Annotated in this window: 18 protein-coding genes; 12 read left to right on the top strand and 6 right to left on the bottom strand. The window is 72.0% G+C overall.

Annotated elements, in window-relative coordinates; translation table 11 throughout:
* The first annotated feature begins 23 nt into the window (after nt 1–23).
* From AB0M47_RS06760 to AB0M47_RS06725, 8 genes are all read left to right on the top strand, one after another.
* Complete coding sequence (locus AB0M47_RS06760) at nt 24–986, top strand: ABC transporter substrate-binding protein (protein WP_363409541.1); 963 nt, start codon at nt 24–26, stop codon at nt 984–986.
* Nucleotides 983–1,750 (top strand): ABC transporter permease subunit, encoded by a 768-nt coding sequence (locus AB0M47_RS06755; protein ID WP_363409538.1) that lies wholly within the window; start codon nt 983–985, stop codon nt 1,748–1,750. Before AB0M47_RS06760 ends, AB0M47_RS06755 begins: the two co-directional genes overlap by 4 nt.
* Entirely contained in the window at nt 1,747–2,520 is a 774-nt protein-coding gene (locus tag AB0M47_RS06750) for an ABC transporter permease (RefSeq protein WP_363409533.1), read from the top strand. Before AB0M47_RS06755 ends, AB0M47_RS06750 begins: the two co-directional genes overlap by 4 nt.
* Nucleotide 2,521: 1 nt before the next feature.
* Nucleotides 2,522–3,289, top strand: coding sequence for an ABC transporter ATP-binding protein (locus AB0M47_RS06745; protein WP_253762469.1), 768 nt, complete (start codon nt 2,522–2,524; stop codon nt 3,287–3,289).
* Nucleotides 3,286–4,743, top strand: a complete 1,458-nt coding sequence (locus tag AB0M47_RS06740) for an aldehyde dehydrogenase family protein (protein ID WP_363409530.1) — start codon at nt 3,286–3,288, stop codon at nt 4,741–4,743. Before AB0M47_RS06745 ends, AB0M47_RS06740 begins: the two co-directional genes overlap by 4 nt.
* A 181-nt stretch (nt 4,744–4,924) precedes the next feature.
* Nucleotides 4,925–6,082, top strand: coding sequence for a 4-hydroxybenzoate 3-monooxygenase (locus AB0M47_RS06735; RefSeq protein WP_363409527.1), 1,158 nt, complete (start codon nt 4,925–4,927; stop codon nt 6,080–6,082).
* A gap of 52 nt (nt 6,083–6,134) precedes the next feature.
* A complete protein-coding gene (locus AB0M47_RS06730; RefSeq protein ID WP_363409524.1) occupies nt 6,135–6,818 on the top strand; it encodes a DUF4240 domain-containing protein in 684 nt (227 codons plus the stop codon).
* 9 nt (nt 6,819–6,827) lie between these two features.
* Nucleotides 6,828–7,211, top strand: a complete 384-nt coding sequence (locus tag AB0M47_RS06725; RefSeq protein ID WP_363409521.1) for a nuclear transport factor 2 family protein — start codon at nt 6,828–6,830, stop codon at nt 7,209–7,211.
* Here the strand turns inward: AB0M47_RS06725 and AB0M47_RS06720 are convergent.
* Nucleotides 7,208–7,930, bottom strand: coding sequence for a class I SAM-dependent methyltransferase (locus AB0M47_RS06720; RefSeq protein WP_363409518.1), 723 nt, complete (start codon nt 7,928–7,930; stop codon nt 7,208–7,210). The genes AB0M47_RS06725 and AB0M47_RS06720 overlap by 4 nt on opposite strands.
* A gap of 53 nt (nt 7,931–7,983) precedes the next feature.
* Between AB0M47_RS06720 and AB0M47_RS06715 the strand changes: the two genes are divergently transcribed.
* The gene (locus tag AB0M47_RS06715; protein WP_363409515.1) at nt 7,984–8,874 is read left to right on the top strand and encodes an alpha/beta hydrolase; all 891 of its coding nucleotides are present in this window, start codon (nt 7,984–7,986) and stop codon (nt 8,872–8,874) included.
* A 28-nt stretch (nt 8,875–8,902) separates the two neighbouring features.
* Here the strand turns inward: AB0M47_RS06715 and fxsT (AB0M47_RS06710) are convergent, their stop codons facing one another.
* Nucleotides 8,903–11,620, bottom strand: coding sequence for an FxSxx-COOH system tetratricopeptide repeat protein (gene fxsT, locus AB0M47_RS06710; protein WP_363409512.1), 2,718 nt, complete (start codon nt 11,618–11,620; stop codon nt 8,903–8,905).
* Between the two features lie 160 nt (nt 11,621–11,780).
* On the opposite strand from fxsT (AB0M47_RS06710), the gene fxsT (AB0M47_RS06705) reads away from it, so the two are divergent.
* Entirely contained in the window at nt 11,781–14,987 is a 3,207-nt protein-coding gene (gene fxsT, locus AB0M47_RS06705) for an FxSxx-COOH system tetratricopeptide repeat protein (protein ID WP_363409509.1), read from the top strand.
* 4 nt (nt 14,988–14,991) lie between these two features.
* Here the strand turns inward: fxsT (AB0M47_RS06705) and AB0M47_RS06700 are convergent, their stop codons facing one another.
* The 4 genes from AB0M47_RS06700 to fxsT (AB0M47_RS06685) all read right to left on the bottom strand — a co-directional run bounded on the left by AB0M47_RS06700 (nt 14,992) and on the right by fxsT (AB0M47_RS06685) (nt 20,646).
* Entirely contained in the window at nt 14,992–16,269 is a 1,278-nt protein-coding gene (locus AB0M47_RS06700; protein ID WP_363409506.1) for an HEXXH motif domain-containing protein, read from the bottom strand.
* Nucleotides 16,266–17,525: an FxsB family cyclophane-forming radical SAM/SPASM peptide maturase gene (locus AB0M47_RS06695; protein ID WP_363409503.1), complete on the bottom strand. Its 1,260-nt coding sequence runs from the start codon at nt 17,523–17,525 to the stop codon at nt 16,266–16,268. Before AB0M47_RS06695 ends, AB0M47_RS06700 begins: the two co-directional genes overlap by 4 nt.
* Before the next feature lie 11 nt (nt 17,526–17,536).
* A complete protein-coding gene (locus AB0M47_RS06690; RefSeq protein ID WP_253762480.1) occupies nt 17,537–17,713 on the bottom strand; it encodes a hypothetical protein in 177 nt (58 codons plus the stop codon).
* A 194-nt stretch (nt 17,714–17,907) separates the two neighbouring features.
* Nucleotides 17,908–20,646, bottom strand: coding sequence for an FxSxx-COOH system tetratricopeptide repeat protein (gene fxsT / locus AB0M47_RS06685; RefSeq protein WP_363409500.1), 2,739 nt, complete (start codon nt 20,644–20,646; stop codon nt 17,908–17,910).
* Between the two features lie 155 nt (nt 20,647–20,801).
* Here fxsT (AB0M47_RS06685) and AB0M47_RS06680 point away from each other — a divergent pair, with 155 nt between their 5' ends.
* Both AB0M47_RS06680 and AB0M47_RS06675 read left to right on the top strand, forming a co-directional pair.
* Nucleotides 20,802–21,665, top strand: a complete 864-nt coding sequence (locus tag AB0M47_RS06680) for a hypothetical protein (RefSeq protein WP_363409498.1) — start codon at nt 20,802–20,804, stop codon at nt 21,663–21,665.
* A 2-nt stretch (nt 21,666–21,667) separates the two neighbouring features.
* Nucleotides 21,668–26,836, top strand: coding sequence for a caspase family protein (locus AB0M47_RS06675; protein ID WP_363409495.1), 5,169 nt, complete (start codon nt 21,668–21,670; stop codon nt 26,834–26,836).
* Nucleotides 26,837–26,889 lie beyond the last annotated feature (53 nt).

The raw sequence follows: 26,889 nt of genomic DNA, 5'->3' as shown, positions 1-26,889 counted from the left end.
ACCCGTCCAGGGATGGAGTTCCCATGCGACGACCCCTCGTTGCACTCTTCAGCGCGGCTGCGCTCCTCGTCACCACCACGCTCTCGGCCTGCGGCTCCTCGCCGGACAAGCCGTCCACGCCCGGCCAGCCCGACGCGGTCAACGTCGGCGTGATCGCCATCGTCGACGTCGCCCCGATCTACCTCGGCAAACAGCAGGGCTTCTTCAGCAAGCGCAACATCAACCTCAACCTCACCACCGCCCAGGGCGGCGCGGCGATCGTGCCCGGCGTCGTCAGCGGGCAGTACCAGTTCGGCTTCAGCAACACGCTGTCGCTGCTGGTGGCCACCGAGAAAGGCGTACCGGTCAAGGCCGTCTGCAACGGCAACACCTCCACCGGCAAGGACGGCGAGGACTTCGGCGGCCTGTTCGTCAAGGCGGGCAGCCCGATCACCTCGCCCAAGGACCTGGTCGGCAAGACGGTAGCGACCAACACCCTCAAGAACATCGTCGAGCTGAGCGTCCGCGCCTCGGTCAAGAAAGCCGGCGGCGACCCGGCCGGCGTCAAGTTCACCGAGCTGCCGTTCCCCGACATGCTCCCGGCCCTGCAGGCCGGCCGGGTCGACGGCATCTTCGTCGTCGAGCCGTTCCAGGCCGCCGCCGTCGCGGCCGGCGCGAAGAAGATCGCCTCCAGCTTCGTCGACCTCGCCAGCAACCTGACCATCTCGATGTACTTCACCTCCAAGCAGCTCGCCACGTCGAACCCGGATCTGGTCGCGCGATTCACCGAGGCGATGAAGGAATCCCTCGCGTACGCCGAGAGCCACCCGGACGACGTGCGCACCGTGCTCGGCACGTACACCCAGATCTCGGCCGAGGTGCGGGCGAAACTGACCCTGCCCAAGTTCCCGGCCGACATCGACAAGGCATCCGTGCAGTCCGTCGGCGACCAGGCGCAGAGCCTCGGCCTGCTGACCAAGGCGCCCGACCTGAACCTGCTGCCGTGAACCGGACCGCGCTGAGCCTGCTCGGCCTGGCCACGTTCGCCGCCGTCCTGGAAGTCGCGCCGCGGATCGGCCTCGTGCCGGCCGCGTACGCCCCGCCGACCAGCCGGATCGCGGTCGCGCTCGCCGACGAGGCCGCCACCGGGCGGTTCTGGCTCGCGTTGCGCGACACCGTCCTGACCTGGGCGTTGGGGCTGGCGATCGCGGTCGTCGCGGGCGTGGTCATCGGCGTGCTGCTCGGCGCGGTCCCGGTCCTCTGGGCGGTCTCGTCATCCACTGTGGAGTTCCTGCGCCCGATACCCTCGGTGGCCCTGATCCCGCTCGTCGTCGTCCTGTACGGCTCCACGATCCGCTCCACCGTGGTCCTCGTCGTCTACGCCGCCTTCTGGCAGGTACTGCTGCAAGTCCTGCACGGGGTGGCCGACGTGGACCCGGTGGCGCGGGACACCGCCCGTGTCTACGGCCTCGGCCGGTGGGCGCGGGTGCGATACCTCGTCTGGCCGACCGCGCTGCCCTACGTCGTCACCGGCGTACGCCTGGCCGCGTCGGTCGCGCTGATCCTGGCCGTCACCGGCGAGCTGGTCGTCGGCTCGCCGGGACTGGGCAAGGAGATCGAAGTGGCCCGGCAGAGCGCCGCGGTTCCCCTGGTGTACGCCCTGGTGACCGTCTGCGGACTGCTCGGAGTCCTCGCCAACGTCGCGACGCGGGCGGTGGAACGCCGTGTCCTGGCGTGGCACGCCGCCGTCCGGACGGAGGTGGGTGCGTGACCTTCGTCCGGCGCGTTCTCCTCGCGGTCGCCCTGCCGATCGCGCTGTTGGCCGTCTGGTGGTTCACCAGCGCCGACAGCCAGGCCTACCAGTGGCCGCCGTTGTCACGCATCCTGCAGGCGTTCCTCGACACGTGGACACCCGACAAACTGCGTACCGACGTGCTGCCCAGCCTGATCCGGCTCGGCGCCGGCTACGCCCTGGCCCTCGTCGCCGGGATCGCCCTCGGCGTGCTGATCGGCGGGTCGGCCGGGCTGCGGGCGTACCTGGAACCGGTGCTGGAGTTCATGCGGGCCATCCCGCCGCCCGTCCTCGTCCCGATCATCATGCTGGTCCTCGGGATCGGCGACACCATGAAGATCGTCGTCATCGCGTTCGGCTGCGTCTGGCCGATCCTGCTCAACACGGTCGAAGGCGTCCGCGGCCGGGACGGGGTGCTCGACGACACCTGCCGCACCTACGGCATCCGGGGCGGGCTGCGGCTGCGGCACCTGGTGCTGCGCGCGGCCAGCCCGCAGATCCTCACCGGAGCGCGGCAGGCCCTGTCGATCGCGATCATCCTCATGGTGATCAGCGAACTGTTCGCGGCCGAGAACGGACTCGGCTTCACCGTCATGCAGTTCTCACGCGGCTTCGAGATCCCCGAGATGTGGAGCGGAGTCTTCCTCCTCGGCCTGCTCGGCGTCGTCCTGGCGGTCGCGTACCGGCTGGTCGAGCGGTGGCTCCTGCGGTGGTATCACGGCGCACGCGCCCACGAACGGGAGTGGTGAGATGCTCGAAGTAAGCGGGCTGCGCAAGGTCTATGAGGGACACGGCCGCCGGGTGGAAGCCATCGGCGACCTGACCCTCACCGTCCCGCAGGGATCGCTGACCTGCGTCGTCGGCCCGTCCGGCTGCGGCAAGACCACGCTGCTGCGCTGCGTCGCCGGACTGCTGCCGGCCACCGCCGGCGAAGTACGCGTCCAAGGCGTACCGGTCACCGGGCCGACCCCGGGGCTGGCCGTCGTCTTCCAGGAATACGGCCGCTCCCTGTTCCCCTGGCTACGCGTACGCCAGAACGTCGAACTGCCGTTGAAGGCCGCCGGGCTGCCCCGCCAGCAACGCACCGCCCTGGTGGGGGAGGCGCTGGCCGCCGTCGGGCTGGAGGACGCCCATTCGGCGTACCCGTGGCAGTTGTCGGGCGGCATGCAGCAGCGGGTGGCGATCGCCCGCGCCATCGCGTACCAGCCGAAAGTGCTGTTGATGGACGAGCCGTTCGCGGCCGTCGACGCCCAGACCCGCGCGGATCTGGAAGACCTGATCCGCGCGGTGTGGCGGCGGCTCGGCGTGACCCTGCTGTTCGTCACCCACGACATCGATGAAGCCGTGTATCTGGGGGAGCGCGTCATCGTGCTGTCGGCGTCGCCGACGCGAGTGGCCGAAGACTTCCCGATCGACCTGCCCGACGAGCGCGACCAGCTCGGCACCCGCGCCGACCCACGGTTCACCGAGTTGCGGGGCCGGGTGTACGCCCAGATCCAGAAAGCGAAATCTCGATGAGCTTCTTCGACGCGAACACCTGGGACGGCAAGATCTACAGTGGCCGGTGGCAGCCCGCGAACGGCGGGTCGATCCCGATCGTCGAACCCGCTACCAGTGGCGTGCTGGGCCGCAGCGGGCTCGCCGACGCGACCGACGTCGCCGAGGCGGCCGTGGCTGCCGCGAACGCCCAGCGCGACTGGGCGGGCACCAGCTTCGAGGAACGCGCGGCCGTCCTGCGCCGTGCCGGCACGCTCGTCGAACAGCACGCCGCCGAGCTACGCGACTGGGTGATCCGCGAAACCGGCGCCGTGCCCGGCATGGCCGACTTCGCCGTCGGCGTCGCCGCCCAGGAATGCTACGAGGCGGCCGCCCTGGCCCACCGGCCGCAAGGCGAGATCCTGCAGACCAACCAGCCGCGGCTGTCGTTGCTGCGCCGCGTCCCGGTCGGCGTCGTCGGCGTGATCTCCCCGTTCAACGTGCCGCTGATCTTGTCGATCCGCTCGGTCGCCCCGGCAGTGGCGCTGGGCAACGCCGTCGTGCTCAAACCCGACCCCCGTACGCCGGTCAGCGGCGGCTTCGCCCTCGCCCGGATCTTCGCCGAAGCCGGCCTGCCCGAAGGAGTGCTGCACGTGGTGCCCGGTGGGGCCGAAGCCGGCGAGGCGTTGGTCGCCCACCCGCTCATCCGGGTCATCTCCTTCACCGGCGCGACCTCCACCGGCCGCAAGGTCGCCGAACTCGCCGCCCGCCACCTCAAGCGGGTCCACCTGGAACTGGGCGGGAACTCGGCGCTGATCGTGCTGGCCGACGCCGACATCGACAAGGCGGTCTCGGCCGGGGCGTGGGGTTCGTTCCTGCACCAGGGCCAGATCTGCATGACCGCCGGCCGGCACCTCGTGCACTCCGCGGTCTACGACTCCTACGTCTCCGCGCTGGCCGAACACGCATCGCACCTGCCGGTCGGCGATCCGTTCACCGCTCCCGTGGCGTTGGGGCCGCTGATCGACTCGTCCCAGCGCGACAAGGTGCACACGCTGGTGACCGACACCGTCGGCGCCGGAGCCCGGCTCGCGGCGGGTGGCACCTTCGACGACCTCTTCTACCGGCCGACCGTCCTCGCCGAGGTCCGCCCCGACATGGCCGCGTACGCGCAGGAGGTGTTCGGGCCGGTCGCCCCGGTCGTTCCGTTCACCGACCTCGAGGAGGCCGCGTCGCTGGCCCGTGGCTCCGCCTACGGGTTGTCGCTGAGCATCCTCACCGGCGACGCGATGCGCGGCCTGGCTCTGGCCGAGCAGATCCCGAGCGGCATCGTCCACATCAACGACCAGACCGTCAACGACGAGGCAGTCGCCCCGTTCGGCGGCGTCCTCGACTCCGGCACCGGGGCGCGCTTCGGCGGCGCCGGCAACCTCGACGCGTTCACCGAGCAACGCTGGGTCACCCTCCGGGGGACGATCCCGGCGTACCCGTTCTGATGGCTGCCCGCGCCATGCCTCCGCCCGGGTCCCCCGTTTGGCGCCGGATCACGGATCTGGGTCGAATCTTGGCCCAAGATTCGACCTGGAACCCTGATCCAGCGCCAACCCGGGGCGCGAGCCGGGGCGCGAGCCAGGCCGTGAGCCGGGCTGTGAGCCGGGCCTGGGGGAGAGTGGCGGGGTGAGGACGCAAGTCGGCATCGTCGGGGCCGGACCAGCCGGCCTCGTGCTCGCGCATCTGTTGCACCTGAACGGCATCGACTCCGTCGTGGTCGACCGCCAGACCCGCGATCACGTGGAGAAACGCATCCGCGCCGGAGTGCTCGAACACGGCACCGTCGACCTGCTCACCGCGGCCGGGCTGGCCGACCGGCTCCTGCGCGAGCGCATGGTCCACCACGGCGTCGAGCTGCTGTTCGACCGGGTCGGCCACCGGGTGCCGCTTACCGAGCTGACCGGCCGCGAGATCACCATCTACGGCCAGCACGAGCTGGTCAAGGACCTGATCAGCGCGCGGCTCGACACGGAACGTCCGCTGCTTTTCGAAGCCGCCGACGTCCAGGTGGACGGCACCGAGCTGACCTTCGACGTGGATGGGACACAGACGACGGTGGAGTGCGACTTCATCGCCGGGTGCGACGGCTTCCACGGGATCAGCCGGGCGGGCATCCCGTCGTCGGCGCTCACCGTCTTCGAGCGGGAGTATCCGCACGCCTGGCTCGGCGTGCTCGCGCAGGCGCCGCCCGCCTCTGACGAGCTGGTGTACGCGTACCACGATCGTGGATTCGCCCTGCACAGCATGCGTACGCCCGACATCACCCGGCTGTATCTCCAGGTTCCCGCCGACACCGACGTCGCGGACTGGCCGGACGCGAGAATCTGGGACGAGCTGCGTACGCGGCTGGATCGCGACGATCCCCGCTGGCAGCTCAACGAAGGCCCGATCCTGGAGAAGTCGGTCGCGGCCATGCGCAGTTTCGTGGTCACTCCGATGCAGCACGAGCGGCTGTTCCTCGCCGGGGACGCCGCGCACATCGTCCCGCCGACCGGAGCGAAAGGACTGAACCTCGCCGTCGCCGACGTCGCCGTGCTCGCGGAAGGCTTCGCGGAGTACTACGCCGGGCGCGGCTCCGGCCTGCTGCGGCGGTATTCCGAGATCTGCCTCCAGCGAGTCTGGCGAGTGCAGCACTTCTCCTGGTGGATGACCTCGATGCTGCACCGCGTGGACGACGACCCGTTCACCCGCGAGCTGCAACTGTCGCAACTGCGGTACGTGACCTCGTCCACCGCCGCCGCCACGACGCTCGCCGAGAACTACGTCGGCTTCCCGATGGCCTGACCCATATCGGGGTCGCGGCCCGGCGGCGTACGCGGCGTGTCATAGTGCGCCAATGGACATCGAAGCGTTCTGGGATCTCGTCGAGGCCGCGAAGAAGAGCGGACCCGACCGGACCCAGCACCTCACCGACGCGCTCGCCGAGCGCCCGGTGGCCGATCTGATCGCGTTCGACCTGCATCTGGAGCGGCAGAAGCAGCGGGCCGACACCTGGCAGCTGTGGGGCGCGGCGTACGCGATCTGCGACTCGCACTGCTCCGACGACGGGTTCTGGTACTTCCAGTCGTGGCTGGTCGGCCTCGGCCGGGAGTCGTTCGAACGGGTGGTCGCCGATCCAGACGCGCTCGCCGACGTCGACGAGGTACGCGCCCTGGCCGGACGGCCGTCACACGAATGGGCCGAAGAGGAGTGGCCCGACTGGGAGCTGCTCGACTACGTCGCTGCGGAGGCGTACGAGCGGATCACCGGCGGGGACGGCGACGACTTCGAGGACCTGCTGACGGCGGCGGGCGGCAGCGGCCAGGCGTCGCCGGAGCCGGCCGGCGACAGCTGGGACTTCGAGGACGCTGCCGAGAACGCGCGGCGTCTGCCCCGGGTGAGCGCGATGTTCCCGTTGTCGCCGATCGAGGAGCGCGACGCGCGTACGGAGGCGGTGTTCGCGGACTTCCTCGCCCAGTCCGGCCAGTCGGAGGAGGAGTTCTTCACCGCGCTGGAAACCCGCGTGCAGGGCGGCAAGTAAGGTGGGTACATGATCACGAACGAGCGGGCGGCCGAGTTCAGCCGGCACTGGGTGGACGCGTGGAACAGCCATGACCTGGAGGCGATCCTCGCGCACTTCCACGACGACGTGGTCTTCAGTTCGCCGGTCGCCGTCCAGCTCTTCCCCGACAGCGGCGGCGTCCTGCGGGGCAAGGACGCGCTGCGGGCGTACTGGGGCAAGGGATTGCAGGCGATCCCGGATCTGCGCTTCAGCGTCGAGGCGGTCTACGCGGGCGTCAGCACGATCGTCATCAACTACCGCAACCAGCGCGGCAACCTCGTCAACGAGGTGCTGATCTTCGACGGCGACCGCGTCGCGCAGGGCCACGGCACTTACCTCGGCCAGGACAATCCGGCCGGCGTCAGCGCCTAGACCCGGCGGGCGATCGTGATGATCTCGCGGCTGTCCGGGCCGATCGGCGTACCGTCCCAGCCGCCGAACTGATCGTCGATCGCGAAGCCCGCCTCGGTCAGGAACGCGTTCAGCGCCGGCACGTCGAGGAAGCGCAGCGCGGTCTGCTCGGTCCGCAGCACCGTGCCGTCGGCGTCGCCGAGCAGGCCGGTGAAGGTGACGACGTCGCCCTCCACCGCGTCGACCCGGTACCAGCTCCGCAGTGGAGGATCGGCGATGTCGCTGACGTTGGCCGGATTCCACTGCTCCCACGCCCGCGCCTGCGGATGCCGCGTCTCGAAGGCGAAGCGCCCGCCGTCGCGCAACCCCGCGCGGATCGCGTTCAGCGACGCGCGTAGCTCCTCGTCGCCGGTCAGGCACTGAAACGCGTGGCTCGTCATGGTGGCCATGTCGAACTCGCGGGTCCAGGCCGCGTCGGCGGCGGCTCCCGAAACCCACTCCACATCGGTACGCACAACGGCGCGACCGAGCATCGCCGGGTCGGGATCGAGGCCGACCAGGCGGCCACGGTGCCCCTGCGATCGGGCATAGTGCAGCATCGACCCGGTTCCGCAACCGACATCGAGAACGGCGTCGGCCGCCATCACCAGTTGGTGGTAGAAGGCATCCGAGGCGTACCGGCCGGGGTCCCACGGATTGAGCACATCGTAGAGTGCGGCGGCCTCGGCGTCGGAGATCATTCTGGCATCGTGCCAGACGCCCGCCTGCCGTAGGCTCGGACACGGGAGGTCACGTGTCCAATACGCGCCGTGCACAACCGCGCCTGGTGCCGTCGCCGCGCGGCGGGGTGTTGTCGGTGGAGGTGAGCGGCGCGCCCGACGGACGGCCGGTCTTCCTGATGCACGGTACGCCGGGCAGCCGCAGCGGTCCGCGTCCGCGCAGCATCGTGCTCTACCGGATGGGCGTGCGCCTGATCTCCTACGACCGGCCGGGATACGGCGATTCGACCCGGGTGCCCGGCCGGCTGGTGCGCGACGCGGCCGACGACGTGGCCGCGATCGCCGACGATCTCGGCCTGGAAACGTTCGCCGTGATCGGCCGGTCCGGTGGTGGCCCGCACGCACTGGCCTGCGCCGCGCTCCTGCCGGGCCGGGTGACCCGGACGGCCGCGCTGGTGAGCATCGCCCCGCCGGACGCACCCGGCCTGGCCTGGTTCGACGGGATGGCCAAGGGGAACACGAGCGACTACGAGGTGGCCGACCGTGACATCGCGCTGTTCACCCAGCGGCTGCTGGAACGGGCCGATCATGTGCGCCGCGATCCGCGGATCCTGATGGACGCGTTGCGCGGCGAACTGCGGGACTCGGATCTGCGGGTGATCGACGACGCTGCGTTCCGCCGCCACATCACCGACACCTATGTCGAGGCGATGCGCTACGGCGGGCACGGCTGGGTGGACGACGCCCTGGCGTTCCGGCGCGACTGGGGTTTCGAGCTGTCCGGCGTGGACACCGAGGTGCTGCTGTGGCATGGCGCGGACGACTCGTTCTCCCCGGTGGGGCATACGGAATGGCTCGCATCGCAGCTCAAACAGGTCGAGGTGCAGATTCAGGCCGACACGGCGCACTTCGGCGCGATGGAGATCCTGCCGCAGGCGCTGGCCTGGGTGATCGCCGACGCCTGACCGGCTGCGGGCTCAGCCTTCAGAGACGTCAGCCCTCGGGGAAGGACGCCACCTGGAACTTCAGGTACGCCAACTGCCGGCGCAGCTCGGCGGCGTCCGGCTCCTCGCTGACCGCCAGGCGTTCGGTCCAGGTCTGTTCGAGGCTGCGGCCGAGCCGGCGGCCTTCGGCGTACTGGCCACGGTGTCGCAGGTGGCGTAACCGGTGCAGCAGCAGCTGCCGGACGGCCGGATCGGTGCACCGGGCCGCCCCGGAGGCGTCCAGATGCGGCCCGAGTTCGGCGTACGCGGTCCACCCGCGCGGATCGTCCTCGTCGGCCGGGGGCCGGGTCGCGGCGAGGACCACGTGCGCATGATGGCGGGTCGCGGCCAGCTCCGGCTCGGTCATCCGCGATCGGATCACCTGCTGGAGCACGGGGTGGACGACGATCCGGGCGCCGCCCGCCTCGGGCCTGCGGACGTCGAGCTGGAGCAGGGCGAGCCGAGTCAAGGTCTGCACGAGTTTGCCGCGCGTCCAGCGATCGGTGACGGCCGGGTCGACCTCGGCCAGCGCCTCGGCGAGCGCGTCACTGTACACGATGGACAGATCGATCTCCGGCCCGAGCACGGAGCACACCTCCAGCAGCCGGTACGCCGCCGCCGTTTCGGTCCGCAACCGGTCGAGCGAGGCGTTCCACCAGCGCAGCCGCGAGCCGATCCGCTCGGGCTCGACCAGCAGCTCGGCCGCCGGCCGGCCGGTGTCGGCCAGCCAGCGCCCAGCCGCCGCGACCGCGACCGGCAGATCCGCCACCGACGCGGCGACCTGGACGGCCTCGGAGTCCCGGATGGTCGGCAGCCGATGGCGCAGGTGCGCGATGCTCTCGGCCCGGTCGAACAGGCCGACCTCCACCGGCTCGGCGTGCTCGGCCCAGGCCGGGTCGCGCGAGGTGACCAGGGTGTGCCCGAAACCGCGCGGGAGCAGCCCGGCGACGGCGTCGAAGTCGTCGGCCCCGTCGAAGACGATGAGCCAGTCGCCCGACATGCGACCGCGTTCGAGCGCGGCCAGGGCCGCGCGGGCGGCCGCGACCGGCGACGGCCGCTTGACCGCCAGGTGCGGCGCCAGCGCGGCCAGCTGAGCGGTCACGTCACCGGCCGCGTCGATCCACCACACCAGGTCGTACGCGGCGGCGTAGCGGTGCGCGTACTCGATGGCGAGCTGGGTCTTGCCGATGCCGCCCATGCCGAGGACCGCGACGCGCGACCCACCGGGCAGCAGCGCCGCGCCCTCGTGATCGCGCAGCCGGTCGCGCAGCTCGCGCATCTCGTGGCCGCGGCCGGTGAAGCGGGGCTCGCGCCGGGGCGCGGAGAAGATCGACGGCGAGCGGCCCGGGAACCGGATCGGCGGATTCGGTCCATCCAGGACGGTCCCGGCGTGCCCCAGCAGAGTGAGCAGGTTCGTCGTCGCCGCGACCACGTCGTCACCCCACAGCCGGGCGCTGTGCGCGGCGTCGAAGGTGGTCACCGGCGCGACGTCGGCGATGTATGCGGCCAGCGGCGGCCCGCCGGCCTCGGCGCGCTCGTCGTGGGTCAGCCGGGACAGGGCGGCCGCGTTGGCGGCCGAGACCAGGGTCAGCCGTGTCGCACCGGGCGCAGGGTCGACGCCGTCGAGCCACGGGTCGGCGACGGCCAGCCCGGCGCCCCGGCAGATCGACGCGACCCATTCGCCCCAGACCGCGTCGGCCGGGGCGTAGTGCAGGGTGATGTCGCTGACGACCGGATCGGGCGTGCGGACGAACCGGGCGGCGGTCCGCCGTCGCACGCTCTCGTTGAGCATGGGCGGTCCGGTGACCTGTCCGTTGGTGATGTGCCGCACCAGTTCGGCGTACGCCGACAGCAACGTCCCCGGCACGCCCGGTGGATCGGCGACCGCGGCGAGGATCTCCTCGAACGCGTACGCGGGCTGGTAAGGCACCTCGACGGCGGTCCAGTAGCGGCGGCGTTGCGCGTCGGTCAGCCCGGCCGGCAGCCCCGCCAGGCGCCGCATCGCGACCGTCCGCCCGGCCTGCGCCTGCGCCGCCTGGCTCCGGTCGATGTGCATCGGCACCGGCAGTACGCGGATGGCCCGGTTGCGATGCCGGCTGGCGATCTCCCGGGCGAGCGCGGACGCGCCGGAGATCGCCTGCTCGGCGAAGGTGAAGCAGGTGACGACGGTGTCGGGCAGGTGCGCGGTGCAGATGTCGGCCAGCTCGCTGAGCCCGGTCCGGCTGTCGATCAGGACGTAGTCATAGCGCCGGCGCATGTCCTCCCGCAGCGCGTCGAAGAACCGGCCGCCGTGCCGCCGCTCGTAGAAGTCGTCCCAGTCGAGGTCGCCCAGATGGGTGGCGTAATCCCGGTTCTGCCGACCGGCCGACAGGAGATCGAGACGCCCCCGGCCGAACGACCACGTCAGGGGGAGGGCGTAGCGGTCCACCTCGGCGTAATGGGCGTACCAGGCCGGGTCCTGCGGTTCACCGGCCTCGGTGGCGTGCTCGAACTCGCGGATCAGATCGATCACCCCGCCGGCCGTGGACAGCCGGGCGACGTCGAGGAACGGATGGAGGAACCGGTGCAGCCCCGGCGATTCGAGGTCCCAGTCGGCGGCCAGCACCCGGTGGCCGGCCGAGGCCAGGATCCAGGCCACATTGGCCACCGCCATGGTGCGCCCGGTGCCGCCCTTGAACGAGTAGAACGTGACTATCTCACCGTGTCGGCGATCGGCGCCGCTGCTCACACAGGGCCTCCCTAATGGCACGTCCTTCGATTAAAGCACCCGGACGCGACGCCGAGACGATTCACCGTTTCCGATGTTTTGTGGGATGGTCGCGGTCGGTTACGATCCGTTCGGGTATCGGTTCACTGAGGACCTGCGCTCACGAGGGGAAAGAGGGCCCATGGCCGAGTCGGCGACCCGAGGAACGCTGGAAAGCCTCGTGGACATGCTCGTCCGGCTGCCGGAACTGGCCGATCCCGCCGTCCGCGACCAACTCGTCGACCGCGTACGCCAAGAGCTGCGCCGGCCGCTGCGGATCAAACGCTTCGCCGACGTACGCCCCGAGCTGTCCAGCTTGGTCAACGCCTGTAACGCGTGCTCGGGCGGATTGCGCGTACTCGCCTCGGTGATCGCCGAACAGCACGTCGGCGAGATCGCCGCCGTGCGGGCGGCAGTGAGCGACCTGAGCCCCGGACTGCTGTCCGTGCCCGACCGGGATCACCTGCGCGGCCTGCTCGCCAACCTGCCCGCCCACCAGATCGGTGAAGCGGTGGACGGTCTCGGCGGCGCCGAGCAGCTCTACTCGATGCGTACCTGGCGAGACACCGCCAACGCGATCCGGATCATGGAGGGCCTGCCGATCCCCGAGGACGGCGTACCCCAGGTGCTCGCCTTCGCCAGCCGGTTGTCCGAGCTGCTCACCGGCCCGGTCTCCGACGGCCTGCGGACCTGGGTCGACACCGTCGCCGGTGGACTCGGCGTCGACCTGGCCGCCCTCGTCGTGCTGCGCGGCGGCGCGGGACCGCTCGCCACGCCGCCCCCGTTCACGCCGCCGTCGCCACGCGGCGCGGTGCCGCCGCGTCGCTCGGAGACCCGGGTCGTCGGCGGTGGCGTACCGACCCGGAACCGGCACTTCACCGGCCGCAGCGAGCTGCTCGACAGCCTGACCGACGTGCTCAGCAGCGGCGAGCAGGCCGCGGTCCTGCCGCCGGCCCTGCACGGCCTCGGCGGTGTCGGCAAGACCCAGCTCGTCGTGGAGTACGTCTACCGGCACCTCGACGACTACGAGCTGGTCTGGTGGATTCCGGCCGAGCGCACGGCGACCGTTCTGGCGTCGCTGACCCAGCTCGCCGAGACGCTGCACCTGACCGTCGCCGAGGACCGGCAGCAGACCGCGCGGACGGTGCTCGACGCGCTGGCCGGTCTGCGGGTGCCGTGGCTGCTCGTCTACGACAACGCCGACGACCCGGACGTGCTCAAGCCGTTCCTGCCCGCCACCGGCGGCCACGTCATCGTGACCACCCGCAACCCGGAGTGGGGCGCGGTCGGCCGGCCGATCGAGGTCGACGTCTTCCCGCGCGGTGAGAGCATCCAGCTGCTCCAAGGCCGGGGCCTGCAGCTCAAGGAGGGCGAGGCCGAGGCGCTGGCCAACAAGCTCGGCGACCTGCCGCTGGCGCTGGAGCAGGCGGTCCTGTGGTGCAAGTCCACGGCGATGCCGGTGACCGAGTACATCGAGCTGCTCGACAGCCACCGCCGTTCGGACCTGCTGTCGGAGTCCAAGCCCTACGGTTATCCGATCACGGTCACGGCGTTCGTCACGCTCGCCAGCGAGACGTTGCGGGACAAGGCCCCGGCCACCGCCCAGCTGTTCGAGCTGCTGTCCTTCCTCTCCGGCGAGCCGGTGTCGCAGAACCTGCTCAGCCGGGGCAAGTCGGCCCGCGTCACCGAGCCCCTGCGGACCACCCTCAACGATCCGGTCGCGCTCAGCCGGGTCGTGCGCGACCTGAACAACCGCGGTCTGGCCAAGGTGGACCCCGCGCAGCGCATCCAGGTGCACCGCCTGGTCCAGGACATCCTGCGCGACATCCTGCCGGCCGACCGGGCGGAGGTGACGCTGCGCAACGCCCAGCGGCTGCTGGCCGCCGCCAACCCCGGCGACCCGGACGAACGCGGCGAGCTGGAGAGCCAGGCCGAACTCGGCCCGCACCTCGACCGCGCCCGGATGATCTACGCCGAGGACGACGACGCGCGCGTCGCGGTGCTGGACCACGCCCGCTACCTCTACCTGATCGGCGACTACGAGAACAGCGTCCGGCTCTCCACCGAGGCCGTCGCGTACTGGAGCCAGCCCAGCGACGACCCGCTGCTCGGCCCGGACGGCCTCTACACGCTGCGCGCGTCCAGCGTCCAGTCCAACGCGCTGCGCGCACTGGGCCAGGCGAGCGAGGCCCGCGACATCGCCAACGACACCTACGACCGGATGTGCGCCAGCCCGCAGATCGGCGAGATGCACGAGTTCACCCTCATCCACGCCAACCAGGTGGGCCATTCGCTGCGGATCGCCGGACGCTACAACGAGGCGCTGGAGTTCGACACCGGATCGCTGGCCCGGCACCGGCACGTGTTCAACGCGGCCGAGGCGTACACCCTGCGGGCGCAGGCCAACCTCGCCGTCGACCTGCGCATGATCGGCGACTTCGCCCAGGCCTTCGAACAGGACCGCGAGATCGCCAACCACTGGGAAGACGTCGGCGGCACCGACCCCCGAGCCCTGGCGGCGTACATCAACCAGGCCCGCAACTACTACGGCATGGGGGCGTACCGGGCCGGTCTGGAGTGGATCCAGCAGTGGCGGGAGCCGCTGGCCGACGCCCTCGGCGCGGGCAGCAGCCAGGTCCTGCTGGCCGACCGGACCTACGCGATCCTGCTGCGCAAGCTCGGCTACCTCTTCGAGGCGCGGGCGGTCCTCCGCGAGCACCTCGAACGCAGCCTGAGCCGGTTCGGTGAGACCCACGAGTTCACCAACGCCGCCGCCGTCAGCTACGCGAACGTGCTGCGCCAGGTCGGCGAGCCCGACGAGGCGGCCCAGCTGCTCGAGGACGCGCTCGAACGCTACGACCTCTACTTCGGCGTCAAGCACCCGCTGACCCTGGCCGCCCGGGTCAACCAGGGCATCCTCATGCGGTCGATGGGCGACTACGACGACGCCCGCGTCCTCGGCGAGAGCTGCTACGCCGACTTCGCCGAGGTGCTGGGCGCCAGCCACCCGTACACCATCTGCGCCGGGGTCTCCCGGGCGACCGACCTGTCCATCGCCGGCGAGCACGAGGCCGCCGCCGCGCTGTCGGAGCAGATGTACCAGATCAGCCAGCAGCTGTCGGGTGGCGGCCACGAGGCCCGCAACGGCGCCGAGCACCCGTACCTGCTGATGCGCGGGATCAATTTGGCGCACGACCTGCGGGCGGTGGGCAAGACGGCCGAGGCGGACCGATACCGGCAGACGTCCTACCGCGCGCTGCGGGACTCGCTGGGGGCCAACCATCCCGAGGTGCAGGCCATCGAACGGGACGAACGGACCGAGGGCGACATCGAGCCGCCCCCGACCTGATCGGTCACCCGGCGGTGGCCGGGTTCCGCTCGCGCCACTGCCGCAAGGTGTCGCCCAAGGCCAGCTCGGCCGCCTGGACGACCTCGTCCGGCAGCGGCTCGGCGAGCAGTTCGTCGGTGCGCTCGCGCAGACCGCGCACCAGGCGTACGCCATCGGGCAGCAGCGAGCCGGACGCCTCGACCGAGCGCAGTCCTTCGGCGACGTTGATCCGGGCCTCGGCGAACTTGCGGGTGGCCTCCTCGGCGATCTCCGGTTCGAGACGCAGTCCACGCCAGCTGTCGGCCACCCCGACGAAGGCGTACACGCCTTGCAGGAGACCGGCCAGCGGGCGGGGGTCGGTCCGCCACGGGGCGAAGTGGCGGCTGGTGTCGTGCGGGTCGGTCATCGGCGTCAGGTCGAGGATCGCGCTGAGCTTCGAATGCTGGAATTCGTGCACCATCGTCACCGCGAACTCCGCCGCCGACGGCGGCAGGGTGAGGCCGAAGACGCCGAAGGCGTACTTGATCGTGGCGCTGCGGGCCGCCCGGGAGTCGGTCTGCAAAGGCACGAGCGTCCGCAGCCCGGCGGCGAGCTCCGCGGCGCGCTCGGGCAGCCGCCGGGTCAGCAGGCCCCACGCCTCGCCGAACAGCTTCTCCCACTGCTCGAAGTCGGCGTCGTCGAGCCGGTTCGCCGGGGGAGCGTGATGCCCGTGCCGGTACGGGTCGACGTCGTCGAGCGCGATCCGCACGCCGGGCGCGGTCAGGTCCCGCACCCGCTGCAACCCAGGCACGTCCCCATCCCCGGACAGCAGTACGCGGCGCCCGCCGACATCGGCCGTGAGCTGACCGCCGTCGGCGATCAGGCGCACCGGGGCGTCGCCGGTGGACAGCGCGCCCAGGCCCGGCACCGACGCGACACCGTTGCGGATCGGCACCACCAGGTCGGCCGGTACGCCACAAGCCGCGGCCGCGACCGCCGCGATGCCCGCGAGCTGCCCGAAGTCGGACGGGTCGGCGATGCCCTGGCCCAGGGCGCGGGTCGCGATGCCGGACCAGGAGCCGACCAGCGGAGCGCCGACGACCTCGGCGAACCGGTCCGGGTCGGCGTCGCGCGCCCGGTCGAGGACCGCGCCGATGGCGTCGCGTTCGGCCGGCGTCCCCGGCCATTCCCGCAGCAGATTTCCGATGAGGATCAAGTGGCGGCTCAACTGCGCCCGCTGCAACTCAGCGATGGCGGCCGGTCCGCCGTCGCCCACGGCGAGTGCGGTGAAGGTGTCGGTATCTAGTTCGTGGAACGTCGTCACTTCTCAGGTCTCTCCAGTGCGGCGGCGCGCCGCAGATCGGCTGCGACGCGCGCGGTGATGTGATCGATGAGGCGGCGCAGATCGGCGCAGTACGCCGACGGGTTGCGGAACCCGGCGCCCGGCCGGTATCGGTGGGCGTAGTGGCCGCCACCGCAGACCTCGCGGACGGGACACCCGAGGCAGATCTCCGACAGGGCCTGACGGCCGAGCTGACGGGCGACCACGCCCGGGTCGTCGAAGACGTCGTCGAGGTCGTGGTGGCGTACGTCGAGCCCGGTCGCCGCGGCGCCGGGGTAGGCGGACTTCAGCGCGTCGACCTGCTCGATCGCCCCGTCGGACTCGACGACCAGCATCCCGGCCGGGCTCAGCCCGACCTGTTCGGAGCCGCTCGCGCCGCCCAGCAGCAGCGCCAGGATGTCGTCGAACAGCCGGACGCGGATGGGATCCTGCCGGCCGTACCAGTGGTCGAAGACCGCGATCAGCCAGTCGGCGTACGGGGTCGCCCCGGGCCGCGCGTGCGGCGGCGGAGTGGCCCAATTCGCATGGGGGAGAAGGAAATCGATCGTCGGCGGGTCGAACGACGACAGCGTCTCGAAGGTCGCGATCGGATCCGACTCGGCCGACACGGTGGACAGGATGCCGGCGTACGCGGGCCGCAGATCCGGCTCCCGCAACAGTTCCAGCGCCTTGGCGGCACCGGCGAAGCTGCCCCGGCCGGACCGCGTACGCCGATGCAGGTCATGGTCGGCCTCCGTCCCGTCGACGCTGACGCCGACGGAGATCTGCAAACCGACCAGCCGTTCCAGCGTGCGCCGGGTCAGCAGGACGCCGTTGGTCTGCATCCCGACCTCGGCCCGGGTGCTCAACGGCAGCTTGGCGTGCAAGTACGCCACGAGTCGCTCGATGCGGTCGAGGCGGAACAGCAGCGGTTCCCCGCCGTGCAGGATCACCCGCACCCGGCGTACGCGATGACGGGCGGTGTAGCGCGCGAGGTTGTCGACGGCGGCCTGCCACACCTCGGTGGACATCACCGCCGGGCGGTCCCGCCAGCTCTGGTCGGCCGACTCGTAGACGTAGCAGTAGTCGCAGGCCAGATTGCACCGCTGGTGGACCTTGAGGATCAGGTCGCGAACCGGAGTGGGTCGCCAGCCGGCGGCGCGCAACCGCCCCGGGTCCAGCTCGGCGTACGGCCATGGTGCGGCCGCCCGCTGCGCGTCCCGGAGCAGGCTCACCCCGCCGACCGGCGCCGTCGTCATCCTGCAGTGATTCAGGACGAGGTGAACGACTGGAAAGCCGAGATGATCCCGTCCGGGTCGTCCAGCGCCCGGATCACCCGGCGGGCCGCCCTGGCCAGGGCGTCGTCACCGCCTTGGATCACGTCGAGCATCCGACGGTCGGAAAGGTCCACAAGCGGCGACCATTCGCCGGAAACGGTCTCCGGCATAGTTGCTGCGTTCACCATATGCTCCCCATAGGGTGCGGGTTTCTCTCATCTCCAGGCAGGCTTGCCCGGCGATTCACCATAGGATGCGCGGAGATCATTCCCCAGCGGAAACCCTCGAACTTGGCAAAACTTGACGCCACCCGGGTGACCCCGTCAGTGCCCGGCTGACCTGCGAATCCATCCGGCTGTCACGGTCACATCGGCCAGGGGTCCAGGTCGCACTCCACCCGGTTCCCCCGGGCGAACCGGGCGACCAGTTCATGCTCCCCGAACAGCTTCGTCCACCCCGCGAGCATGCTCTCGCGCAACGGCTCGTCGGCGCTTCCGACGGCCACCAGGTCGAGGGCCAGATTCGTGCCCGCCGCGAGGGTGTCGGGGTGTTCCGGCCCCAGGACCCGGTCCGCGACCGCGTACGCCGATCGCGAGGCCGCCACCGCGCCCGCCCGGTCGCCGGTCAACGCCAGATCCGTCGCGTGGTTGACCGCGGCGACGATCGCGTACGGGTGGTCGGCGCCGAGCGTACGCCGGAGCTGCTCAGCGGCCCGCTGGCCGAGCTGCCGGGCGATGGGCCACTGGCCCTGGGCGCGATGGACGGCGGCGAGGTTGACCCGGGCCACCACCGCCAGCGGGTGCCGGTCGGACAGCCGCCGCTCGTACGCCGAGATCGCGTCGATGATCAGCTGCTCGGCGCGGCTGGTCCGCCCGGCCTCCCGCAGCGCGTTGGCGTAACTCAGCGTCACCGCCAGCATCTGCGGCGCGGCCTGATCGAGCAGGTCCCCGCAGCGCAGGTGCAACGCCGCCAGCTCGTCGAGCGCACCCGGCCGGCCGAGGCGTCGGCGCACCATCGCCGCCGTACGCACCGCAGCCAGCACCCCCGGATCGTGGTCGCCGATGAGCCGCGTGCCCTTGGCGGTGTACTGGTCGAGCAGGTCCAGCGCCGGCTCGAACCGGCCTAGCCCAGTCAGGTCGTCGGCGAGCGCGAACGCGACCCGGACGGCGTCGATGGCGTCGTCCGAGGCGGCCAGCCGGTCGAAATCGTGCTGGTCGAGATCGGCCGCCTGGGCGTACTGCCCGGCGTGGCGCAGGCTCGCGGCCAGGTTGCGGCGGCAGTCCACCGTCCGGGGATGGGCCGAGCCCAACGCCGCCACCGACCGCTCGTACGCCTGCTGCTGCGCGTCGACCGCCCGGGTGTACCGGCCCATCATGAGCAGGTCCAGCGCCGCCCCCACCTCGGCGGCCAGGGTCAGCTCGTGATCCGCACCGTACGCCGCGCTCGTCTGCAACTGCCGCACCGCGGCCGAGGCCAGCGACCGCGCCTCGGCGTACGCCCCCAGGCCGCGCAGCGCGGCGGCCAGCTCGACGCGGGCGCGCAGCACGAGTTCGTGGTCCGGGCCGAGCGAGCCGGGCCGCTGCCATTGCTCGACCGCCGACCGGGCCAGGTCGGCCGCGCCGGCCAGGTCGCCGTCCAGCGCCCGGAACCTGATCTGGTCGATGATCAGGTGCTGGGCGTTCGGGTTGTCGGACTCGACCAGCCGGGCCGGTTGCAGGTGGGCGTCGATGTCGCGGTAGCCCTGGGCGAGCGCCGAGCCGGGCGGCCCCAGCCGCGTACGCGCGAGGATCTCGTGCACGTGGTGCCAAGCGACCTCGGCGTCCCCGGCCGGGATGATCTCGACGAGCGCCTGCCGGGCCGGTGAAGTCATCTCCACCTGGTGCGCGCCCAGCCGGACCAGGCCGTAGTTGGCAAGTTCACGAAGCGCGATACGCAGCTCGATCGGGTTGGCCAGGATCTCGCCGACCCGGCCTTTGACCGTCCCGTCGCGTTGCAGCAACGCCATCGGCACCGGGGCCGCGCCGAACCAGCCGAACAGGTCCAGGATGCGGCGATGATCGGGGCTGAGGATCTCGCGGACCGCGCGCACCGTGCCGACCAGCGGGCCGGACGGGGCGTGCGAGTCGCGCAGGGTCTCCAGGTCGATGCGGGCCGCGATGTCCAGCGCCAGCGGCAGCCGCCCGGCCAGCTCGATGATCTCGGTGCGCTCGGAGTCCGTGCTCTCCGGCAGCCGGCGTTCGAGGAACTCGGCCGCCTCGTCAGGGCCGAAGTCGAGCACCTCGACCTCGATCATCGAGGTGTCGTAGGCCAGTTCGCGGTCGGTCGTGGTGACCAGGACGTGCCCGCCGCCGTTGGGGATCAGGCCGCGGACCTGGCGATCCTCCACGCCGTCGAAGATCAGCAGGTAGGGCAGGTTCGGCGAGCTGAGGTACGCCTTCAACGCGCCCAGCGACCGGTCGCCGTCGGCGAGGCCGAGCTCGGTGGCCAGGTCGGTCAGGTCGGCGCGGGCCTGATCGGCGCTGGCGCAGCGGATCCACCAGGTCACCGGATAGTCGTCGGGATACCGGTACGCGTACTCCGCCGCGAGCTGGGTCTTGCCGGTGCCGTTGACCCCGTGCAGCACGACCGTCGCCGTCGGATGCTGATCGAACGCGTTGCGCAGCCGGATCAGGGCCGCCCGGCGGCCGGTGAACCAGGTGTTGCGGTCGGGCAGCTGACGCACCGGCCGGGAGCCGTTCTCGGCCCGGGGCGGCGACGGCAGCCCACGCCCGGAACGCAGGGTTCGGTAGTCCTGCTGGGCGAGCGTCCACAGTGTCTGAAACTCGGTCAGGATCTCCGGCTCGGCCCGCGGCCGGGGCGTACGCCGGTTCAGCTCGGCGACGATCGACAGGTATTTCGGCCAGGACAGCAGGTAAGTGCCCTTGAGCGCGGCCCGGTAGGTCTCGTGGGAGACCGCCTCCAGCAGCCGGTTCTTGAAGATGGCCGAGCTGATGGTCCGGGCCGACGGGCCGCCGGCGAGCAGGTAGAGGTCGTGCAACCTGTCAACCAGGTCGCGAAACGGTCCCGGCGGAACCGCGTCGTCACCGGGTCTGCTTATCTGCACGGCGTGGCTCGCTTCTGGAGAACCGCGTACGGCGGGCGGGGTGGACCCGACGCGAGCATATCGACGCCGCGCACTCCCGCGCCATCGACACGCGTTATCGGACGCGGCCCTCGCGGGCTCGGCATCAGTTGTCCGCAGCGGATAGATTTGCCGCTATGGCGCGCGTCGTAGTGGTGCACGGGATCAACAACACGTACGCGAGCCGTCCCCAGATGGCCGATCGGTGGATCCCCGCGTTGCGTGGGGGCCTGGACAACGCCGTCCTCGAAGGACTGATCGCGCCGGTCGAGGTCGCCGCCTCCGACGTCGAATGCGTCTTCTACGGCGATCTGTTCCGGCCGGCCGGACGACGGCTCAGCGGTGACGTGCCGCCGTTGACGGCCGACGACGTCGAGGACGGCCCGGAACTGGACCTGCTGCTGGCCTGGTGGGCGGCGGCCGCCGAAGCCGATCCCGCGGTGCCGTCACCCGGAGGCCGTACGCTCGGCCCCAAGGCGAGCGCGCGGGCGGCGGTGCTGGCGCTGGCCGGGTCGCGGTTCCTGGCCCGGATCTCCGAGCGGCTGCTGATCTTCTGGCTCAAGCAGGTCACGGCGTACTTCACCGACCCGGCGATCCGGGCGGGCGTGCAGGACCGGTTCGCCGCCGCGATCTCCGCCGACACCCGGGTCGTCGTGGCGCACTCGCTCGGCTCGGTGGTCGCGTACGAGGCGCTGTGCGCGCATCCTCAGTGGCCGGTCACCGATCTGGTCACGCTGGGCTCGCCGCTGGGCGTACCGCACATCGTGCTGCATCGGCTCGTGCCGCCGGTCGGGACCTGGCCGGGCGTCGCCCGCTGGGTCAACGTCACCGATTCGGGGGACTTCGTGGCGCTGCGGCCCACCCTGCGCGACGTCTACGGCGAGCGCGTGGTGGACGTGGCGATCTCCAACGGGATGAGCGCCCACGAGGTGGAGCGGTACCTGTCGGCCGCGCCGACCGGAGCGGCCGTCGCCGCCGGCCTCCTGAATGGACAGCGTTAGCCGTGGCGGGACGGTTCTTCGTCGGCGCGGCGACCACCGAGTACGCCACGTCGACGGGGCTGACGTCGCTGCCCGAACTGGCGGCCGAACTGGACCGCGCCACGCAACTGTTCACCGACCTGGGCTATGAGACGGTGCCGGGCTTCGGGCTGAACCTGACCTCGGTCGAGTTCACCAACCGGTTGCGCGAGTTCCTGCTGAACGCCGCCCGGCTGCCCGAGGACGTGATCGTCGTCTACTACACCGGGCACGGGGAGGTCGCCGGTTCCGCGCGCGACGTGCTGCTGCTGCCGATGGCCGACGCCACCCACGACCGGTCGTTCACCTTCCTGCGGGCCGGCGACCTGACCGAGCGGCTGCTCGACAGCGACGAGCCCGGCCAGATGGTCGGCCAGCAACTGCTGTTCATCCTCGACACCTGCTACGCCGGGGCCGGCGGCAGCTCGCTGGCGGCCGGCGCGGTCGGGTTCGTCAACCGCTTGCGGCGTACCGCGAGCGGGCCCGCGGTCGCGGTGATCGTCGGCGCCCGTGACTACCAGCAGGCCGGGGTCGGCACGTTCACCCAGGCGCTGACCCGCTCGGTGCGGCAGCGGGCGCTGGCCGGCCACGAGGTCCGCCACATCCCGCTCGATCCGCTGGTCACCCAGATCAACGCGGAGATGGCCGCGAGTGGCGGCGCGGTCGCCGACCAGGCCGCCCGGCTGCTGTTCGTCGGCGAACGGGCCGCCGAGTTCTTCCCCAACCGCCGCTACGACGAGTGGTACTCCAACGTCGACGTCCGCACCCGGGAACTGCGGTTGCAGCGCGACGCGCGGGTGCGCGACCGCGAGGCCGCCGGCCTGTCCGCGCAGGGGCTGTCCGACTTCGTCGAGCGTGACGATCTGTGGCTGTTCACCGGCCGGCACGCGGCGTTGCGGCAGGCCACCGCTTGGCTGGCCGGCGCGGGACCGCCCACGATGGTGATCACCGGCGATCCCGGTTCGGGCAAGTCCGCGCTGCTCGCCCGCCTGGACATGCTCGCCGATCCCGGCCGCAGCGCCCGGATTCCCAACATCCACTCGCTGCCGCCGGACACGGTTCCGCCGCCCGGATCGATCACCAGATTCGTCCACGCGCGCGGGCTGACCCCGCTGGGGCTGCTCGCGGCCCTGGCCGAGGCGTGCGGCGTGGAAGACGTGGCCGCCGTCGACACCCCCGGCGGACTGGTCACGCACCTGCGGGACCGGGCCGATCCGGTCACCGTCGTGATCGACGGGCTCGACGAGGCGGCCGGCGAGCCCGGCGACCCGCACACCGCCGGGCTCGCGCTGGTCGACACGGTGCTGGCCCCGCTGGTCAAGGCCGCGACGCGAGTCCCGCTTCGGTTGCTCATCGGCACGCGCAGCCATCTCATCGGCGCGCTCGGGGCGCCCCTCGACGTGGTCCATCTCGACCGGCGGTACGCCGACCGCCCGAGCCTGCGCCGGTATGTCCGGTCGTGCCTGACGGAGCTGGTCGAGTCCTCGCCGTACCGGGGTCTTCGCCCGGCGTACCTCGACGCCGTGGTGGACGCGATCGCCGAGGCCGCCGGCGACTCGTTCCTGGTCGCGTTGATCACCGCACGCAGCCTGGCGTTGCGGGCCGATCCGGTCGCCGACCCGTACGACGCGGGCTGGCGTACGTCGCTGCCCCGGGAGGCGGCCGAGGCGATGCGCCAGGACCTCGACGGACGCCTCGGTCCCGCCGCCGACCGCGCGCGGGACCTGCTGCTGCCGCTCGCGTACGCCCAAGGCACCGGGCTGCCCTGGGAGGACGTCTGGCCGGCGCTGGCGACGCGGCTGACCGGACGCCGCTGCGGCAACCGGGACCTGGACTGGCTGATCGAGCACGCCGGCTACTACGTCATCGAGACGCGGCTCAACCGGGGATCGGCCTACCGGCTCTATCACGCGGCACTGGGCGCGCATCTGCGTACCGGCCGCGACGCCGGGCCCGATCACGGGGTGATCGTCGACGTGCTGCTGGACCGGGTGCCCCGGCTGCCGGACGGCACGCGCGACTGGGCCCGCGCCCATCCCTACACCGCCGCGGCCGTCGCCGGGCACGCCGCCCCGGCCGGGCGCCTGGACGAACTGCTGGCCGAGCCGCGGCTGCTCACCGAGACCCCGGCCGGTCCGCTGCTGGCGGTGCTGGACCACGTACGCACGCCGCGCGCACGGGCCACGGCGGACGCGTACCGGCGAGCGGCCGGGCGGATGCAGGCCTATCCGGGCGAGAAGGCGGCGTACCTGCAACTGGCGGCGCGCAGCGCCCGGGCGCCGCACCTGGCCGACGAGATCTCCGCGAGCGGCCTGCCGCTGCCGTGGGCGACCCACTGGGCCTCCCTGCGCCAGCACCCTCCACACCAGACACTGACCTGGCATCGCGACTGGGTGACGGCGGTGGCGATCGGCGAGGTCACCGGCCGGTCCGTGGTCGCCTCGGCGAGCGCCGACCGCACCGTACGCCTCTGGGACGTCACCACGGGGCGACCCTTCGGCGCGCCGCTGGCCGAGCACACCGACTGGGTGACGACGGTGGCCTTCGGCCAGGTCGACGACCGGGCGATCGTGATCTCGGGCGGCAACGACGGCACCGTACGCCGCTGGGACGCCGTCACCGGCCGCCCGCTGCCGGGGCCGGGCGGCCGCAGCCATCCCGGCGAGGTGCGCTCGGTGGCGTTCGGCCGCCTCGACGGCCGGCCGATCGTGGTGTCCGGCGGTGAGGACGAGGCGGTCCGCGTCTGGGACGCGGCCACCGGCCGGCCGGTGGGACGGCCGCTGACCGGCCTGGCCGCCGGGGCGTACTGCGTCGCGGTCGGCCGGGTGCGGGACGGGATCGCGGTGGCCGCCGGGGGAGCCGACGGCACCGTCCTGATCTGGGACGCGGCGACCGGCCAACCCATCGGGGAGCCGCTGGAGCACGACGGCAAGATCCGGTCCATCGCGTTCGGACGAATCGGCGAGGACATGGCGGTGATCTGCGGGGCCGACGACCATCGCGTCCACGTGCGCTGCGCCGTGACCGGCGAACTGCTCACCGCGCCCTACGCCGGCCACGCCGCCGCCGTCACCTCCGTCGCCTACGGCCGCCGGGGGACGCAGCCTGTGATCGTCTCCGGCAGCAACGACCAGACGGTCCAGATGTGGGACGCCGAGACAGGCGCCCTGATCGGCGCGCCGTTCACCGGGCACACCGGATGGGTGCTGTCGGTCGCCTGCCGCACCCGCGAGGGCCGCCTGCTGATCGCCTCCGGCGGCGCCGACGAGACCGTCCGGCTGTGGGACTCCGCGTCGGGCGAACCGATCGGGGAACCGTTCACCGGGCACACGGACATGGTGACCGCCGTGGCCGCCGGAACGGCCGACGGCGAGACCATCGTGATCTCCGGTTCGGCCGACCATTCCGTACGCCGCTGGGACGCCGTGTCCGGCCAGCCGCTCGGCCCGGCCTCGATCGGGCACACCGCCACCGTGACGGCCGTCGGGTTCGGCGAGGTCGACGGGCAGCCCGTCGTCGCGTCCGCCGCGGCCGACCACTCGGTACGCCTCTGGGACCCGGCCTCCGGCGAGCCGATCGGGCAACACCTCGACGCCGGTACGCCGCTGCGCACCGTCGCGATCGGACCGGCCGGCGAGCGTACGGTGATCGTGGCCGGGGGTGACGACGGTGCGCTGCGGGTCTGGGACGCCGCCGGCCGCCGGGCGGTGCACACCCCGCTGACCGGCCACGACGCGCCCGTCACCGCGGTTGCGATCGGCGACGCCGAAGGCCGCCCGGTGATCGTCTCCGGCGGCGCGGACCACACCGTACGCCTCTGGAACGCCGCGACCGGCGAGCCGATCACCGAGCCGCTGACCGGGCACACCGACGTCGTGACGAGCGTGGCCATCGCGACCGTGGACGGCCAGCCCGTCGTCGCCTCAGGCGCGCTCGACCGCACGGTACGCCTCTGGGACGCCGAGACCGGCGAAGCACTCGACGACCCGGCGGTGGAACCGGCGGCCGTGCACTCCGTCGCGTTCGGCAACCTCGGCCAGGAGCCGGTGATCGTCAGCGGAGGCGCCGACGCCTACGTGCGCATCGTCGACGCGGGCAACGGCGAGCGGGTCGCCGACCTGTACGCCGGCCCGGCCGGGGTCCGGGCGGTCGCGGTCGCCGGAAGCCAGCCCCTGTTGGTCGCCGGGGGCGCGGATCACGTGCTGCGGGCCTGGGACGCCGCGACCCGTCAGGTCGTCGCAGCGCCCTTCGACGGGCACCGCGGACCGGTGACGGCGGTCGCGCTGGGCCGGCTCGCCGGTTCGCTCGTCGTCGTCTCCGGCAGCACCGACCACACCGTACGCCGCTGGGACGCCGGAACCGGTCGCCCGCTGGGGCCGCCCCTGACCGGCCACGCCGACGGCGTCCGATCAGTCGCGTATGGACAGTGGGGTGGCCGGGCGCTGATCGCCTCGGCCGGCGACGACCGCACGGTACGCCTCTGGGACGCCGCGACCGGCGTACCGGTGGGGGAGCCGTTCACCGGTCATCGCGGCATGGTCAACGCGGTGGTCTTCGGCGAGGTCGCCGGGCGGCCGGTGGTGATCTCCGGCGGCAACGACCACACCGTGCGCGTCTGGGATCTGTCCGAGCACGAACTGCTGTACCCGCCGATCACGGCGCACGAGGGCTACGTCAGCGCGGTCGCGGTCGCCCGGCTGGCTGGACGTCCCATCGTGGTGACCGGCGGGCATGATCAGGTCTTGCGAATCTGGGACGCCGCGACCGGCGAGCCGGTCGGCGATCCCCTGGCCGGTCACACCGACGACGTCAACGCCGTCTCGTGCGAGGAGCTCAGCGACCGCCTCGTCATCGCGTCGGCGAGCAACGACGGCACCGTACGTGCCTGGGACGCCGCCGCCGGCGAACCGATCGGTTCACCCTCGACGCCGCACGAGGGGTGGGTGCACACCGTGGCGCTCGGCCGGCTCGGCGACCGGCCGATCCTGGTCAGCGGCGGCACCGACCAGACGTTGTGCGTACGCTCGCTCGCCGGTGTCGAGATGGCCCGGGTGCGGCTGTCGGCCACGGTCAACGCGGTCGCCGTACGCGACGCGGCGCATCTGGTCGTGGCCACCGATCTCGGCCTGGTGAGCCTGCGGCTACCGGGCTGACCGACCGCATTGCCAGATCGGCTGAAATCCGCTACTGTCGATGTTTCCGGGTA

The sequence above is a fragment of the Hamadaea sp. NPDC051192 genome, from assembly GCF_040682475.1.
In the GTDB taxonomy this organism is placed as follows: domain Bacteria; phylum Actinomycetota; class Actinomycetes; order Mycobacteriales; family Micromonosporaceae; genus Hamadaea; species Hamadaea flava.
Note: the sequence above shows the minus strand (reverse complement) of the source record. Positions and strands in the feature narration are given on the sequence as shown.

Coding starts and splice junctions, on each gene's coding strand:
- fxsT (WP_363409509.1), top strand. CDS start 11,781: ATGGCCGAGTCGGCGACCCGAGGAACGCTGGAAAGCCTCGTGGACATG.
- AB0M47_RS06745 (WP_253762469.1), top strand. CDS start 2,522: ATGCTCGAAGTAAGCGGGCTGCGCAAGGTCTATGAGGGACACGGCCGC.
- AB0M47_RS06695 (WP_363409503.1), bottom strand. CDS start 17,525: ATGACGACGGCGCCGGTCGGCGGGGTGAGCCTGCTCCGGGACGCGCAG.
- AB0M47_RS06760 (WP_363409541.1), top strand. CDS start 24: ATGCGACGACCCCTCGTTGCACTCTTCAGCGCGGCTGCGCTCCTCGTC.
- AB0M47_RS06725 (WP_363409521.1), top strand. CDS start 6,828: ATGATCACGAACGAGCGGGCGGCCGAGTTCAGCCGGCACTGGGTGGAC.
- AB0M47_RS06730 (WP_363409524.1), top strand. CDS start 6,135: ATGGACATCGAAGCGTTCTGGGATCTCGTCGAGGCCGCGAAGAAGAGC.
- AB0M47_RS06740 (WP_363409530.1), top strand. CDS start 3,286: ATGAGCTTCTTCGACGCGAACACCTGGGACGGCAAGATCTACAGTGGC.
- AB0M47_RS06680 (WP_363409498.1), top strand. CDS start 20,802: ATGGCGCGCGTCGTAGTGGTGCACGGGATCAACAACACGTACGCGAGC.
- AB0M47_RS06720 (WP_363409518.1), bottom strand. CDS start 7,930: ATGATCTCCGACGCCGAGGCCGCCGCACTCTACGATGTGCTCAATCCG.
- AB0M47_RS06690 (WP_253762480.1), bottom strand. CDS start 17,713: ATGCCGGAGACCGTTTCCGGCGAATGGTCGCCGCTTGTGGACCTTTCC.